At 73.8% G+C, this 13,134-nt stretch carries 14 protein-coding genes; 7 read left to right on the top strand and 7 right to left on the bottom strand.

Features of this window, described 5'->3' with window-relative positions; all coding sequences use genetic code 11:
* The first annotated feature begins 146 nt into the window (after positions 1 to 146).
* Positions 147 to 440, top strand: a complete 294-nt coding sequence (locus ACN28G_RS05265) for a hypothetical protein (protein WP_139135628.1) — start codon at positions 147 to 149, stop codon at positions 438 to 440.
* 17 nt (positions 441 to 457) lie between these two features.
* On the opposite strand, the gene ligD is transcribed toward ACN28G_RS05265, so the two are convergent.
* Positions 458 to 1,540, bottom strand: a complete 1,083-nt coding sequence (gene ligD / locus ACN28G_RS05260) for a non-homologous end-joining DNA ligase (RefSeq protein ID WP_421478547.1) — start codon at positions 1,538 to 1,540, stop codon at positions 458 to 460.
* A 47-nt stretch (positions 1,541 to 1,587) separates the two neighbouring features.
* Between ligD and msrB the strand changes: the two genes are divergently transcribed.
* A complete protein-coding gene (msrB, locus tag ACN28G_RS05255; RefSeq protein ID WP_091435687.1) occupies positions 1,588 to 1,998 on the top strand; it encodes a peptide-methionine (R)-S-oxide reductase MsrB in 411 nt (136 codons plus the stop codon).
* An 18-nt stretch (positions 1,999 to 2,016) separates the two neighbouring features.
* On the opposite strand, the gene ACN28G_RS05250 is transcribed toward msrB, so the two are convergent.
* Complete coding sequence (locus ACN28G_RS05250) at positions 2,017 to 2,292, bottom strand: isoamylase early set domain-containing protein (protein ID WP_091435684.1); 276 nt, start codon at positions 2,290 to 2,292, stop codon at positions 2,017 to 2,019.
* Between the two features lie 150 nt (positions 2,293 to 2,442).
* On the opposite strand from ACN28G_RS05250, the gene ACN28G_RS05245 reads away from it, so the two are divergent.
* The 3 genes from ACN28G_RS05245 to ACN28G_RS05235 all read left to right on the top strand — a co-directional run bounded on the left by ACN28G_RS05245 (position 2,443) and on the right by ACN28G_RS05235 (position 4,601).
* Positions 2,443 to 2,703 carry a Prokaryotic metallothionein gene (locus tag ACN28G_RS05245; RefSeq protein ID WP_091435681.1) on the top strand — a complete coding sequence of 87 codons (261 nt, stop codon included), beginning with the start codon at positions 2,443 to 2,445 and terminating at the stop codon, positions 2,701 to 2,703.
* Positions 2,704 to 2,905: 202 nt separating this feature from the next.
* Positions 2,906 to 3,337 carry a GNAT family N-acetyltransferase gene (locus ACN28G_RS05240; protein ID WP_421480862.1) on the top strand — a complete coding sequence of 144 codons (432 nt, stop codon included), beginning with the start codon at positions 2,906 to 2,908 and terminating at the stop codon, positions 3,335 to 3,337.
* A 163-nt stretch (positions 3,338 to 3,500) separates the two neighbouring features.
* Positions 3,501 to 4,601 (top strand): lytic polysaccharide monooxygenase auxiliary activity family 9 protein, encoded by a 1,101-nt coding sequence (locus ACN28G_RS05235; protein WP_421478545.1) that lies wholly within the window; start codon positions 3,501 to 3,503, stop codon positions 4,599 to 4,601.
* A gap of 143 nt (positions 4,602 to 4,744) precedes the next feature.
* Here the strand turns inward: ACN28G_RS05235 and hemQ are convergent, their stop codons facing one another.
* From hemQ to hemE, 3 genes are read right to left on the bottom strand one after another with little or no spacing between them, the layout of a single operon-like run.
* Positions 4,745 to 5,446, bottom strand: a complete 702-nt coding sequence (gene hemQ / locus ACN28G_RS05230; protein ID WP_091435673.1) for a hydrogen peroxide-dependent heme synthase — start codon at positions 5,444 to 5,446, stop codon at positions 4,745 to 4,747.
* Positions 5,443 to 6,855, bottom strand: a complete 1,413-nt coding sequence (hemG, locus tag ACN28G_RS05225; RefSeq protein WP_091435672.1) for a protoporphyrinogen oxidase — start codon at positions 6,853 to 6,855, stop codon at positions 5,443 to 5,445. The genes hemQ and hemG overlap by 4 nt, the downstream gene beginning before the upstream one ends.
* A 2-nt stretch (positions 6,856 to 6,857) precedes the next feature.
* Positions 6,858 to 7,955: a uroporphyrinogen decarboxylase gene (gene hemE, locus ACN28G_RS05220; protein ID WP_091435671.1), complete on the bottom strand. Its 1,098-nt coding sequence runs from the start codon at positions 7,953 to 7,955 to the stop codon at positions 6,858 to 6,860.
* Positions 7,956 to 8,166: 211 nt separating this feature from the next.
* On the opposite strand from hemE, the gene ACN28G_RS05215 reads away from it, so the two are divergent.
* Positions 8,167 to 8,739 carry a DUF3000 domain-containing protein gene (locus ACN28G_RS05215; RefSeq protein ID WP_091435670.1) on the top strand — a complete coding sequence of 191 codons (573 nt, stop codon included), beginning with the start codon at positions 8,167 to 8,169 and terminating at the stop codon, positions 8,737 to 8,739.
* Positions 8,740 to 8,953: 214 nt separating this feature from the next.
* On the opposite strand, the gene ACN28G_RS05210 is transcribed toward ACN28G_RS05215, so the two are convergent.
* Both ACN28G_RS05210 and ACN28G_RS05205 read right to left on the bottom strand, forming a co-directional pair.
* On the bottom strand, positions 8,954 to 9,400 hold the full coding sequence (locus ACN28G_RS05210) for a hypothetical protein (RefSeq protein WP_229688617.1): 447 nt from the start codon (positions 9,398 to 9,400) through the stop codon (positions 8,954 to 8,956).
* 690 nt (positions 9,401 to 10,090) lie between these two features.
* A complete protein-coding gene (locus ACN28G_RS05205) occupies positions 10,091 to 11,431 on the bottom strand; it encodes a trypsin-like peptidase domain-containing protein (protein ID WP_421478543.1) in 1,341 nt (446 codons plus the stop codon).
* A 358-nt stretch (positions 11,432 to 11,789) separates the two neighbouring features.
* Between ACN28G_RS05205 and ACN28G_RS05200 the strand changes: the two genes are divergently transcribed.
* Entirely contained in the window at positions 11,790 to 13,106 is a 1,317-nt protein-coding gene (locus ACN28G_RS05200; RefSeq protein WP_421478541.1) for a ribonuclease D, read from the top strand.
* Positions 13,107 to 13,134: the final 28 nt, after the last annotated feature.

Below are 13,134 nucleotides of genomic sequence, written 5' to 3'. Positions count from 1 at the left end.
CCGGTCACCGCTGGATCGATGACCAGGAAGACCGGGTACGCCGGGGAAAAGGTTCGCGCCCGTTACGTGATCGTTACCGGCTGATCGGTTCCGGTCGGGCAGCGCAGTCGGGAAGCCGCTGGCCGGGACCTGGTTGAATCCCGGGGATGGAACTCATCCTGTCGTCGACCGCCCTCGTCCTCGGCCTCGTCCTGCTGCTCGCCAGCCGGGGATCGAAGCCCAGCCCCCGCCAGGCGTACCGGCTGAGCGAGATCGAGCGGAAGCTCCAGTTGGTGATGGACCACCTGGGTGTGGTCGACAACCGGCCGATCGTGCCGGGCGTCCGCGAGCACCTGGACCGGGGCGAGAAGATCAAGGCGATCAAGGCCTACCGGGAGGCCACCGGCGCCGACCTGCGTACCGCCAAGGAGGCCGTCGAGGCGCTGATGCCCCGCAGCTGACCCGGGGCTCATGGTTTTCAGCTGGTGGATGGCCTGGCGCGGCTGGGTTGGACGCGCTTGGGCTCGCCGGGCATCTTCGGGTGGTCCGGCGGATAAGGCAGGTCGCCCCGACCGTCGGTGTCGTCCCGGTCGGCCCACTCCAGCAGCTCGGTGATGTCCCACGGGGCGTCGTCGATGCCCGAGTGCGGGTCGCCCCGTTCGGCCAGCCGGGCCGGGACAGTGCGCAGGTCGAAGTCGTCCGGGTCCACGTCGGGCAACTCGGCCCAGTCGACCGGGGTGGAGACGGTGGCGCGGGCGGTGGCCCGCAGCGAGTACGCGCAGGCGATCGTGCGGTCCCGCGCCATCTGGTTGTAGTCGACGAAGACCCGCTCGCCCCGCTCCTCCTTCCACCAGGCGGTGGTGACCAGGTCCGGTCGGCGGCGCTCGACCTCCCGGGCCAGCGCGATGGTCGCCCGACGCACCTCGGTGAACGTCCAGCGGGGTGCGATACGCAGGTAGACGTGGACGCCCCGACCACCGGAGGTCTTCGGCCAGCCGGTCGCGCCCAGCTCGTCGAGGATCGCCCGGACCTCCCCGGCGGCGGTGACCGCGTCGGCGAAGTCGGTGCCGGGCTGCGGGTCGAGGTCGATGCGCAACTCGTCGGGACGGTCGACGTCGGCCGAGCGCACCGGCCAGGGGTGGAACACGACGGTGCCCATCTGCGCTGCCCAGGCCACATGGGCCAGGTCGACCGGGCAGAGCTCGTCGGCACTGCGACCGCTCGGAAAGCTGATCGTGGTGGTGGCCAGCCAGGGCGGCACGCCCCGGGCCGGCACCCGTTTCTGGAAGAACGCCTCCCCCTCGATGCCGTCGGGGAAGCGTTGCAGGGTGGTGGGCCGGTCGCGCAGGGCACGCATGATGCCCTCGCCGACGGCGAGGTAGTAGTGGAAGACGTCAGCCTTGGTGAAACCGCGCTGCGGAAAGATCACCCGGTCCGGGCTGCTCAGCCGGACCTCGTGCCCGGCCACCTCGAGCAGCTCCGCCGCCGCCTTCCGCCCGCCCGCCCTGGCACTGCCGCTGTCCGTGGATCTGCCGGTGCCTGTGGCCCTGGTAGCCCCCATGGCGCGACCATATGCCATGCCACCGACAGTCGGCGTACCGTTGACGGGTGAGTCTTGACGAGAGCGAACTGCCCCGTACCGAGGACGAGTGGCGGGTCCGGCTGAGCCCGGAGGAGTTCCGGGTCCTGCGCGAGGCCGGCACCGAACGCCCGTGGACCGGCGAGTACGTCGACACCAAGACCCCGGGTGTCTACCACTGCCGGGCCTGCGGAGCGCAGCTCTTTCCCAGCGACACCAAGTTCGACTCGCACTGCGGCTGGCCGAGTTTCGACGACGCCCTGCCCGGTGCGGTCAAGGAGATCGACGACCACAGCCTCGGGATGACCCGTACCGAGATCCGCTGTGCCCGCTGTGACAGCCACCTGGGCCACGTCTTCCGGGGTGAGGGCTTCACCCCGAAGGACACCCGGCACTGCGTGAACTCGGTCTCCATCCGGTTGGAGCCGAGCCAGGGCTGACCGGGTGGGTCGGCACCGTCAGAGGCGGAGCCGGCCGCCCTGGTCGTCCAGTTCGTCGGCATACTCGTCGTCGAGCCAGACGCCGCCGGTGGCCAGGTAACGGAACCGGTGCTCTCCCGGGCCGAGCTTCACCGTGACGGTACGGGTGCCGTCACGGCGCGGGACCAGTTCGTGTCGGCCCGGTGCCCAGTCGTTGAAGCTGCCGACCACGCTTACCGTGCCGGCCGGCGTCTCCCGGGGCAGGCAGAAGGTCACCCGGGTCTGGTTGCCGAACAGCTTGCTGCGCTTGATCATGTGATCCTCCGCGGGGTACGCCGTCACCCGGCCTAACGCCCGACCCACCGACGGCGACGCGCCGCCCTCCGGAGGGCACTTGGGGCGTTTGTTCCCCATCGGCCCCGGACCGGGCGCAGGCTGGACGAAACGACTGCGACGGGGGTTCCGATGGCGACCTGTGAGGTCTGCGGCAACGACTACTGGATGGCCTTCGAGGTCCGGACGGTCAGCGGCGACGTGCACACCTTCGACAGCTTCGAATGCGCCGTACACCGGCTGGCGCCGATCTGCGAGCACTGCCAGATCCGGATCGTCGGGCACGGGGTGGAGGTGTCCGGGCGGTTCTTCTGCTGCGGTCACTGTGCCCGCAGCGAGGAGGGCGCCCGGGGCGCCGAGATCCGCGACGCGGTCGGGGCCCGGCCCGCCTGATCCGTCCCCACCAACGCCGCCCCCGGCGCCGGCCCCCACCGTCGGGCACCCCTCAGGCCGCCGTCGGCCACGCGCCAGGCCACCGTCGGCCACGCGCCAGGCCACCGTCGGGCACGCGTTAGGAAGGGACCCCTGTACAACAGAAAGCGATAACAGGGGGCCCTTCCTTACTGGGTAGTGTGGGCGGGTGGGGTCGGGGGGTATCGAGGTTCGGGTGGCGTCGTTCGCCGAGTTGGATCCGCGTACGTTCCACGACCTGCTGAGGCTGCGGATCGACGTGTTCGTGGTGGAGCAGGCCTGCCCGTACCCGGAACTGGACGGCCGGGACGTCGAGCCGGGCACCCGCCACCTGTGGCTGGGCCGGGCCGGTGGGGTGCTGGCGTACCTGCGGATCCTGGCCGAGTCCGACGGCACGGCCCGGATCGGACGGGTGGTGGTGGCCCCCGACGAGCGTGGCCGTGGGTTGGCCGACCGGTTGGTGACCGAGGCGCTGCGGGTGGTCGGTGACCGGCCGAGCGAGTTGCACGCGCAGTCGCACCTGACCGGCTGGTACCGCCGGTACGGGTTCACCGTCGCCGGTCCGGAGTACGTCGAGGACGGCATCCCGCACGTGCCGATGCGCCGCCCGGGCTGACCGAGCAGCTCCGACCACCCCCCTCAGATTGACTCTCGCCAATACATATGCCACTCTGCGAGGCAGTAGCGGTGTGGGAGCCGTACGACGTGGCACGGGACGAGGGCAACTCCCGGCCGTCCGGACGTAACGACGACCGATCTCTCTCCTGGGGGCTCAACCCATGTCCATCATCTCCCGATCACGACGCATCCCGCTGGTGGGCGGGCTGCTCGCCACCGGCGCGGCGGCCGTGTTGCTGCTGACCACCGTGCTGGCTGTCCCCGCGTCCGCCCACGGTTCCGTGGTCGACCCGGCCTCGCGCAACTACGGCTGCTGGCAGCGGTGGGGCAGCGACTTCCAGAACCCGAACATGGCCACCCAGGACCCGATGTGCTGGCAGGCCTGGCAGGACAACCCGAACGCCATGTGGAACTGGAACGGCCTGTTCCGCGAGGGCGTCGCCGGCAACCACCAGGGTGCGATCCCCAACGGGCAGCTGTGCAGCGGCGGCCGGACCGAGAACGGCCGGTACCGCTCCCTGGACACGCCGGGCGCCTGGCGGACGACGAACGTCGCCAACAACTTCCGGGTCCGCTTCTTCGACCAGGCCAGCCACGGCGCCGACTACATCCGGGTGTACGTCACCAAGCAGGGCTTCAACGCGTTGAGTTCGCCGCTGCGTTGGGAGGACCTGGAGTTGGCCGGCCAGATCGGCAACACCCCGGCCTCGCAGTGGACGCCGACCACCGGCGGCGTGCAGATCGACATCCCGACGAACGCCCCGGGGCGCACCGGCCGGCACATCGTCTACACCATCTGGCAGGCCAGCCACACCGACCAGTCCTACTACCTGTGCAGCGACGTGAACTTCGGCGGCAGCAACCCGACCACCCCGCCCACGACGCCGCCGACCACGCCGCCCACCACCCCACCCACGACGCCGCCGACCACCCCACCGACCACCCCGCCGGGTGGCTCGGCCGGCTGCACCGCCACCTACCGGAGCACCGGTCAGTGGTCGGGCGGCTTCCAGGGTGAGGTCCAGGTCACCGCCGGCAGCACGGCGATCAAGGGCTGGACGGTGACCTGGACGTTCCCCAGCGGCCAGCAGATCACCAGTTCCTGGAACGCCACGGTGACCAGCAGCGGATCCACCGTGACCGCCCGCAACGCCGGCTACAACGGCGCCCTGGCCGCCGGCGGCACCACCAGCTTCGGCTTCACCGGCTCGACCACCGGCACCCCCGCCGCACCCACCCCCACCTGTACCGCCACCGCCTGATCCGGTAACCGCACCGGGGTCGGACCCGAGTCGATCGGATCCGACCCCGGTGCGTTGCTGTCGGCGTGGACGCCACCTGAGGGCAAGCGCCGGGGCTAGCCGGCGGTGCGGACAAGCGCCGGGGCTAGCCGGCGGCAGGGGGCTCAGACCAGGCTGGCCACGATCTCGGCGACCGGACGGCGGCGGCCGGTGTAGAAGGGGATCTCCTCCCGGACGTGCCGGCGGGCCCGCGAGGCACGCAGTTCCCGCATCAGGTCGACGATGCGGTGCAGTTCGTCGGCCTCGAAGGCGAGCATCCACTCGTAGTCGCCGAGGGCGAACGAGGCGACCGTGTTGGCCCGTACGTCCGGGTAGTCCCGGGCCATCCTGCCGTGCTCGGCGAGCAGTTCCCGGCGCTCGGCCTCCGGCAGCAGGTACCACTCGTAGGAGCGGACGAACGGGTAGACGCAGAGGTAGTCACGGGGCTGCTCGTCGGCGAGGAACGCCGGGATGTGACTGCGGTTGAACTCCGCCGGCCGGTGCAGCGCCAGCTGCGACCAGACCGGGGTCATCGCCCGCCCCAGGGTGGTCCGCCGGAACCGCTGGTAGGCGTCCTGCAGGTCGTCGCTGGAGGCGGAGTGCCACCAGATCATCAGGTCGGCGTCGGCGCGCAGCCCGGAGACGTCGTAGGTGCCCCGGATCGTGACGTCCTTGCCGGCCAGCTCCGCGAAGAGCGACTCGACCTCGCCGACGACGTTCTCCCGCAGTGACGGCAGCGGGCTGCTGGCCCGGTACACCGACCACATGGTGTAGCGGATACGCGCGTTCAGCTCCCGCAGCCGCGCCGCGTTGGTCTGCTCGGTCATGGTGACCCCGTTCCTCCCAGTGCGGTGATGATCTCCTCGGCCGCCGTCTCGCCGGAGCGGACGCAGACCGGGATGCCGACCCCGTCGTAGCCGGCCCCGGCCAGGGCCAGCGTCGGATGTGCCGCGCGCAGCGCCGTACGGGCACCGGCCAGCCGGGCCGCGTGTCCCGGGGTGTACTGCGGCAGCGCCCCACCCCAGCGTTGCACGTGACCGGCGACCGGGGCCGGCAGCGCGGTGTCGAGCACGGCGGACAACTCCCGGTGCACGGTCGCCGCCAGATCCTCGTCGGGGCGCTGCAGGTCGGCCTCCTGCCCGTACCGGCCCACCGAGGCGCGGACCAGGGCGAGCCCGTCCGGCCGGCGCAGGTGCCCCCACTTGGTGGTGAAGAACGTCGCCGCCTTGACCAGCAGCCCCTCGGTGCCGGGCACCAGGAAACCGGAGAGCGTGGGCAGCGTCGGTTCGGGCAGCGCCAGGGTGACCAGCGCGACGCTTGCGTAGTCCAGCCCGCCGACGGTCCCGGCCACCTGCGGGGCCACCCCGGCGAGCAGCCGGGCCGCCGGCCGGGCCGGCACCGCCAGCACCACCGCGTCGGCCGCCACCCACTCCGGATCGCGGGTCGGGCCCACGGTCAGCCGCCAACCGGTGGCGGTCGGGATCAGCTCCCGTACCGTCGCGTCACGACGCAACCTCGCCCCGCTGGCGGTCGCCGCCGCCTCGACCAGCCGGCTCAGCCCACCGGCCAGGGTGCCGAAGACCGGCGCACCGGGGGCGCGGGGCGCCGCCGCCTGGGCGGCCCGGACCGCGCCGGTGAGCGTGTGTTCCCGGCGGGCGGCCCGGGCCAGCGCCGGCATCGTGGTCACCAGGGACAGGTCGTCGGCCCGACCGGCGTACACCCCACCGAGCATCGGGTCGACCAGCCGGTCCACCACCTCGTCGCCGAGCCGGCGGCGCACCAGCGCCCCGACCGCGACGTCCGCCCCCTCGGCCAGCAGCGGGTGGCCCTCGTCGCGGTCGGCCGCCGCGTCCGGCCGGGCCACCGTCGCCACCGCCGCCAGATCCCCGGGTACGCCCACCAGCGTGCCGCCGGGGACCGGACGCAACCCACCGTCGACGGCCAGCGCGGCCTGCCCGACCGTCGGGTGCACGATCTCCCCGGCCAGGTCGAGCCGGCGCAGCAGCGCCACCGCCGCCGACTCGCCACCGGCCGGGTCCCGCATCAGGAACGACTCGGCACCGAACTCCACCGGCTGACCGGCCAGTTCACCGGTGCGCAGCTTCCCGCCGAACGCGCCGGACCGCTCGTACACGGTGATCTCGGTGCCGGCCGGGGCGCGGTCGCGCAACCGGAGCGCGGCGGCCAGCCCGGCGATCCCGCCGCCGACCACCGCCACCCGCCAGGGCCGCCGCATCGTCAGCGGCCCTGGTCGACCCGGCCCGCGCTGACCTCGTGCACCAGCGCGACCACCCGGGTCAGCACGTCGGGATCCGTCTCCGGCAGCACCCCGTGGCCCAGGTTGAACACGTGCCCGGGAGCCGCCCGGCCCTGCTCCAGGATCCGCCGCACCTCGGCCTCCACCACCGGCCAGGGGGCGAACAGCACGGTCGGATCCAGGTTGCCCTGCACCGCCCGCTCGGCGCCGATCCGGCCGGTGGCGATGTCCAGCGGGGTACGCCAGTCCACGCCCACCACGTCCGCGCCGGCCTCGCCCATCGCCCCGAGCAGCTCGGCGGTGCCCACCCCGAAGTGGATCCGGGGCAGCCCGGTGTCGGCCAGCCCGGCCAGGACCTTCGACGAGTGCGGCAGCACGAACCGACGGTAGTCGGCCTCCGACAACGCGCCGGCCCACGAGTCGAACAGCTGCACCGCGGAGACCCCGGCGGCGGCCTGCACCCGCAGGAACTCCAGGGTGACCTCGGCCAGCCGGCCGCAGAGCGCGTGCCAGAGGTCCGGGTCGCCGTACATCAGCGCCTTGGTCTTGGCGTGGGTCCGCGACGGCCCGCCCTCGACCAGGTAGCTGGCCAGGGTGAAGGGCGCGCCGGCGAAGCCGATCAACGGCGTGTCGCCCAGCTCGGCGACGAGCAACCGGACCGCCTCGTCCACGTACGACACGTCGGCCACCGTGATCGGCCGGATCCGCTCGACGTCGGCGGCCGTCCGCACCGGCTCGGCCACCACCGGACCGGTGCCCGGCACGATGTCCAGCTCGACGCCGGCCGCGGCGACCGGCACCACGATGTCGCTGAACAGGATCGCCGCGTCCACCCCGTGCCGGCGTACCGGCTGAAGGGTGATCTCGGTGACCAGGTCGGGCCGGCGGCAGGACTCCAGCATCGCCACGTTCGCCCGGATCGCCCGGTACTCCGGCAGGGAACGTCCGGCCTGACGCATGAACCAGACAGGCGTGTGCGGGACCGGCTGGCGGCGGCAGGCCCGGACGAACGGCGAATCGGTCGTAGCCGGGCGGGGTTCTCGGTCTCGGGCGTCGGCGCCCGTGGCGGTGGTGGTCATCCCCCCCATCGTCCCACCCCCACCCCCAGTGCAAGGAAGGGCCCCTTGTTAACGCTTACGGTATAGCGGGGTCCCCTTCTCACCCCCTCGCCGACGACGAGCCCGAAGCGGGGCGGGGCCGCCGGGAGGGGCGGGGCCGGGACAGGTCACGGTGGGCTTGACCCGGCGTGCCATCCGGGCGGCCGGACGGCGGGCGACATAGGCTGCCGGCATGGCCCCCCCGCTCGCGTACCCGGAGACCTTCGCCCGCGCGGTCGCCGGACTGCGGTCGGCCACCCCCCGGGCCGAGATCGTGCTCGAGGAGGTGGGGGCACCCCAGCGCCTGGCCCCGTACGCCTTCGCGCTCTCGGCCACCGTGTTCCGCGACGGCGACGAGGTGGGCACCGGCCGGCTGATCCTGCTCCACGACCCGGCCGGACACGAGGCCTGGCAGGGCAGCCTCCGCCTGGTCACCTACGTGACCGCCGACCTGGAGGCCGAACTGGCCGCCGACCCGCTGTTGCCCGGGGTGGGCTGGACCTGGCTTACCGACGCGCTGGACGCGCAGGACGCCCGGCACCGCGCCCTCGGCGGGACCGTCACCCAGACCATGTCGACCCGGTTCGGTGAGCTGGCCGGGCCGCCCGCCGGCGGCGACATCGAGATCCGGGCCTCCTGGACCCCGCTCGGGGAGGACCTCCTGCCGCACCTGATGGCCTGGTGCACCCTGCTCGCCTCGACCGCCGGCCTGCCGCCGCCCGGGGTGACCGCACTACCGCAGCGCCGCGCGGCCGGCACCGCCTGACCGGCCACGCCCCCGGCCGGGCGGGATGCCCGCGGCGTGCGCCGCCGGCCGGGCGGGTGTCGGGCCGGTGTGCGCCGCCCGGAAGGGGGGCGTCCGTCCGCGCCGTCTTGATCGACTCGGTTGTGGCGGAATGGCGGTGTCCGGGGCCGGTCGATGCCGCCACCTCAGCCCAACCGAGTCGATCAGCACCGGTGGGCGGTGCCGGTGACCGGTGTCAGAGGTACCGTTCCGCCTCGTCACAGATCTGGTCCATGCCCTGGGTTGCCCGGCTGAACCCGGACTGGTCGTTGCGGGCCGCCGCGTTGAGGGCGGTGGTGAGCTTGTCCAGACAGTTGGCGATGACCCGCTTCTGCCGGGCCTGTTCGTCCCGGTCGTTGCGGGTGCCGGTGAGGTCCTGCTCGGTGTCGGCCAGCTTGTCCCGCGCGGTCTTCAGCTCGCCGTTGAGCTTCTCCATGTCCTTCTTACGCTGGTCAAGGTCCGTGGAGGTCGCGGTGAGCCGCTGCTCGGTACGGTCAAGTTCGTTGCCCTTGACGACGAAGAGCCCGGTCATCACCCCGCCGAAGACGAAGAGCAGGCCGGCCACGACGGCCAACACCGGCACGGCCCGACCACGCCGGGCCGGTGCGGCCGGCACCCCGTACGGCCCCGGCGGAGCGGACATCGGTGACCCGTACGGCGGTGGCCCGGACATCGGTGGGCCGGACATCGGTGGGCCGGACATCGGTGGCCCATAGCCCGGCACCCCGGGCTGCGCCGCCCCGTAGCCAGGCGGACCGGACTGCGGCGGACCGGACATCGGCGCCCCGGACTGCGGCGGGCCGGACTGCGGCGGGCCGTAGCCAGGCGGACCGGACTGCGGCGGGCCGTAGCCAGGCGGGCCGGACTGCGGCGTTCCGTAGCCAGGCGGGCCGGACTGCGGCGAGCCCGGCTGCGGCGGACCGTAGCTCGCCGCTCCGTAGCCAGGCGGACCGGACTGCGGTGGGCCGGACATCGGCGCTCCGGACATCGGTGCTCCGGACTGCGGTGCTCCGGACTGCGGTGGGTGGTACGGCGCGGCGGGCTGGTCGGAAACGGGGGGCGGCTCGGACGGCGGGCCGGCATCGGGTGCTCTGCCGTAGACGGCGCCTCGGGGCGGCTGCGGACCGGGAGGCGGTTCCTGGGGGTGCCCCTGCGGCCCGAGCGGTGGTTGGGTCAACTCTTCCTCCAGAGGGTGGGTCCCTACGGGGTCACGGCGGTCCGGAAAAGCCTGGCGGCGGCCGGCCCGGACCGGGCCCACCCGCTGCCAGAGCCCGGTCGCGGGACGCCACGCGGTGGCGCCCCGTCCGGTACCGCGGGTACGACGGCCGACCGCTCAGCAGATGTCGAAGGCGTCACAGGCCGTCTTGATCGGTACGGCGAGGCCGATGCCCTCGGCATCGCGCGCCTTGGCCGTGGCGATGCCGACGACCTCCTTCGCCCCGTTGATCACCGGGCCGCCGGAGTTGCCCGGGTTGATCGGGGCGTCGAACTGTACGACCGGCCCGGATCTGCCGTCGGCCTCGCGGAAGGCGCTGACCACGCCCGTGGTCACGCTGTCCTCCAGCCCGAGCGGTGCGCCGACGACGACGATCTGCTGACCGGACCGGACCGGCTCGGTCGCCGCCACCAGCCCGGCGAACGTGCCGGTGGTACGCAGGTGGGCCACGTCGTTGGTCCGGTCCACGTCGACGATGGTGGCCGGGAACCGCTGGTCGGTGCGTTCCAGGAAGACCTGCCGACCGCCGCTCTCCCAGAGCGCCTCGACCACGTGGAAGTTGGTGAACAGGTTCGCTCCGCCACCGGCGGCCGGCTTGCCGACGGCGAAGGCCGTACCGGTGGCCGGGCCGGCCCGGACCCGGAAGACGCTGGGCAGCACGGCGGTCGCGATGGTCTCCGGGTTGAAGGTCTGCCGCTCCAGGTCCTCCGCCCGCGCCTCCAGACTGTCGAGCCGGGTGTCGGCACTGCCCCGTCCCTCGGCCTGGCTGCGGTCCAGCTCACCGAGCCGGCCGGTGAGCCCGTGAATCTGGTACGCCTGCCACCCGGTCAGCGCGACCAGCACGACGACCAGCGCCAGCGCGACGACGGCCAGCTTGCCGCCCCGGGGCCGTGGGGGCGCGGGCGCTCCACCCGGCCAGGGCTGGACCGGCCCAGCCGAGCCGACCGGCCCACCGGGTCCGAACGGTCCACCCGAGCCGACCGGCCCACCCGGGCCGCCGGGTCCGACCGGCCCGCCCGAGCCGGGCGTCGGCGTACCGCTGGTGGGTGCCGCACCGGGCCACGACCCGGCAGCCGGCGGCGCGGCCCAACCGGACCGGGGGGCCGGCACCGGCGAATGGCCCGGCGACGGGTGCCCCTGGGCCGACCCGGCCGGTGGCCGACTGGGTACGGCGGGCGCCGGATAGCCCTGACCAGGGGCCGAAGGCGGCCGTCCGGGGCCTGGCACGGCGGCCTGACCCGGGGCAGACGACCAGCTGGCGGGGGTGGCCGGAGCGGGAGCGGCGGCGGTACCCGAAGCGGACGGCCAGCCGACGCCCGGCGCAGCCGGCGGGCGCGGCGGGTAGCCACGGGGCGGTTCGAAGCGGGGTGGTAACGGCCCGGGCCGGGTCGAGCGCTCCGGAGAGCCCGACTCCTCGCCGTGTCCCGGCCCGTCATCAGCCGGGTAACCAGCCGTCATCGCCACGCCCTCCCCATCGACGCGAAGTGCGCCGCCCCGGAAATCCGCGCCGGGGAGGCGGCCCGATGGACCGTACCCGCGCGGTCGGTGTTTGTCTCTCCGCCCTCCGAGCCTGTCATCCGGGGTCAAGTACCCAGCGGCACCCCGGGGCATCCCACCTCCCGACGCTGAGCCACCGACACAGGCCGGGCCACCGACACAGGCCGGCCCAGCTGCGCAGGCCGGGCCGCCCACACACACCGGGCCAGCTGCGCACGCGGGCCGCCCACACACGCCGGGCCGCCCACACACGCCGGGCCGTCGACACACGCCGGGCCGGCTGCGCACGGTGCTTCACGTCGCGCACTAGGGTTGTCAGGTGACCGACGAACCACCCCTGCACCGTCGGGCCGCCGAAAGTCGTCCGGAAAACGAACCGCCCCAGCCGTCCGCCCCGGCGGTCGACGGGGACGGCGTCCCGGACTCCGGCGGTCCCGTGCCCCTGACCGCCCCGCGTGACGGCACCCCGGAGCCGGTGGCCACCCCGGAGGAGCTCGCCGAGGTGGTGGCCCGTTTCGCCGCCGGCAGCGGGCCGATCGCGCTGGACGCCGAGCGTGCCTCCGGATACCGCTACAGCCAGCGGGCGTACCTCGTGCAGTTGCGCCGCGCCGGTGCCGGCACGGCCCTGATCGACCCGTTACCGCTGGGCGACCTGAGCAGCCTGGACGCGGTGATCGGCGAGGCCGAGTGGGTGCTGCACGCCGCCAACCAGGATCTGCCCTGCCTGGCGGAGCTGGGGTTGCGCCCACGCCGGCTCTTCGACACGGAACTGGCCGCCCGGCTGGCTGGGTTCGAGCGGGTCGGCCTGGCCGCGCTGACCGAACAGCTGCTCGGCTACACCCTGGAGAAGCACCACTCGGCGGCGGACTGGTCGAGCCGACCGTTGCCGGAGTCGTGGTTGACCTACGCCGCGCTGGACGTGGAGATGCTCACCGACCTGCGTGACGCCCTCGACGCGGAGCTGCGGCGGCAGGGCAAGTCGGCGTGGGCCGCCGAGGAGTTCGCCGCGCTGGTCCTTGCCGGCACCCGGCCGCCCCGGGTCCGGGCGGAGCCGTGGCGGCGTACCTCCGGCATCCACCGGGTGCGCGGCGCCCGGGCGCAGGCCCGGGTCCGCTCGCTGTGGTACGCCCGGGACCAGATCGCGGCGCGCCGGGACGCGGCGCCGGGGCGGGTGTTGCCGGACTCGGCGATCGTCGCCGCCGCCGAGCTGGACCCCAGGGACGAGAAGACGCTGCTGACCCTGCCCGGTTTCGGCGGGCGGTCGGTACGCCGGTTGGCCCGGACCTGGCTCGCCGCGCTGGACGAGGCCCGGCAGCTGCCCGACACGCAGCTGCCGGTGAGTCCGGCGGTGGAGGGGCCCCCGCCGCCGCACCGCTGGGCGGAGCGGGACCCGGTGGCGGCGGCCCGGTTGGCCCGGTGCCGCGAGGTGGTCGTCCGGATCGCCGGTGAGCACCGCCTCCCGCCGGAGAACCTGATCACCCCGGACTCGGTACGCCGGCTGGCCTGGCAGCCGCCCGTGGAGATCACCGAGGCCGCCGTGACGGAGTTCCTGCGGGGCGTCGGTGCCCGGGAGTGGCAACTGGATCTTCTCGTGCCGGTCCTCACACCCGCACTGGAAACCCCGGCTCAGGGGTGACGCCGATGGTTACCGACGAGTAGCATCC

Source organism: Micromonospora sp. WMMA1923 (assembly GCF_049179195.1).
GTDB classification, from domain to species: domain Bacteria; phylum Actinomycetota; class Actinomycetes; order Mycobacteriales; family Micromonosporaceae; genus Micromonospora; species Micromonospora yangpuensis.
This window is presented reverse-complemented; position numbering and strand designations above follow the sequence as displayed.

Coding starts and splice junctions, on each gene's coding strand:
- ligD (WP_421478547.1), bottom strand. CDS start 1,540: ATGGGGGCTACCAGGGCCACAGGCACCGGCAGATCCACGGACAGCGGC.
- ACN28G_RS05215 (WP_091435670.1), top strand. CDS start 8,167: ATGGCCCCCCCGCTCGCGTACCCGGAGACCTTCGCCCGCGCGGTCGCC.
- hemE (WP_091435671.1), bottom strand. CDS start 7,955: ATGACCACCACCGCCACGGGCGCCGACGCCCGAGACCGAGAACCCCGC.
- ACN28G_RS05235 (WP_421478545.1), top strand. CDS start 3,501: ATGTCCATCATCTCCCGATCACGACGCATCCCGCTGGTGGGCGGGCTG.
- ACN28G_RS05265 (WP_139135628.1), top strand. CDS start 147: ATGGAACTCATCCTGTCGTCGACCGCCCTCGTCCTCGGCCTCGTCCTG.
- ACN28G_RS05250 (WP_091435684.1), bottom strand. CDS start 2,292: ATGATCAAGCGCAGCAAGCTGTTCGGCAACCAGACCCGGGTGACCTTC.
- hemQ (WP_091435673.1), bottom strand. CDS start 5,446: ATGACCGAGCAGACCAACGCGGCGCGGCTGCGGGAGCTGAACGCGCGT.
- ACN28G_RS05205 (WP_421478543.1), bottom strand. CDS start 11,431: ATGACGGCTGGTTACCCGGCTGATGACGGGCCGGGACACGGCGAGGAG.
- ACN28G_RS05245 (WP_091435681.1), top strand. CDS start 2,443: ATGGCGACCTGTGAGGTCTGCGGCAACGACTACTGGATGGCCTTCGAG.
- hemG (WP_091435672.1), bottom strand. CDS start 6,855: ATGCGGCGGCCCTGGCGGGTGGCGGTGGTCGGCGGCGGGATCGCCGGG.
- ACN28G_RS05210 (WP_229688617.1), bottom strand. CDS start 9,400: ATGTCCGCTCCGCCGGGGCCGTACGGGGTGCCGGCCGCACCGGCCCGG.